2 tRNA genes and 1 rRNA gene are annotated in these 525 nt (G+C 44.8%); all 3 read right to left on the bottom strand.

What is annotated here, in order from left to right:
• Positions 1-196 precede the first annotated feature (196 nt).
• Positions 197-269 (bottom strand) — tRNA-Ala (locus F0Q01_RS13640).
• Between the two features lie 53 nt (positions 270-322).
• Positions 323-396: transfer RNA gene (locus tag F0Q01_RS13645), tRNA-Ile, on the bottom strand.
• A gap of 3 nt (positions 397-399) precedes the next feature.
• A 5S ribosomal RNA gene (gene rrf, locus F0Q01_RS13650) occupies positions 400-517 on the bottom strand.
• Between the last annotated feature and the right edge of the window lie 8 nt (positions 518-525).

The following is a 525-nucleotide window of genomic DNA, read 5'->3' on the forward strand; positions in this document are numbered from 1 at the left end:
TTAGTGCCAAGGCATCCACCCTGCGCTCTTGATTGTTTAATCTCGAATGTATAGCGTTACATTTTAAATTTGTTCAATAAGAACTTGTTTGGTTTGTTAATTCTCGGATGTCTTGATATTTAAGAAATTTAAATTATCAATTCTCTACTGTATGAAGTTTTCAAGTTGCTAGCAGGTTATCAAAACTGATAACCAGTGGAGACGGAGAGATTCGAACTCTTGACCCCCTGCTTGCAAGGCAGGTGCTCTCCCAACTGAGCTACGCCCCCATAGGGTGCATCTAAATCGATGCTATATTCAATTAGATATCATTCGATATCAGTGGGCTTAAGTGGACTCGAACCACCGACCTCACGCTTATCAGGCGTGCGCTCTAACCAGCTGAGCTATAAGCCCATAACCCGGCAGCCACCTGCTTTCCCATGCCGTCTCCAGCATAGTATCATCGGCCGATTAGGTCTTAACCATCGTGTTCGGGATGTAAACGGGTGTGACCCCTAACCGCATCGCCACCGGAAATATAAA

It is taken from the genome of Pseudobutyrivibrio xylanivorans, from assembly GCF_010906925.1.
In the GTDB taxonomy this organism is placed as follows: Bacteria; Bacillota; Clostridia; order Lachnospirales; family Lachnospiraceae; genus Pseudobutyrivibrio.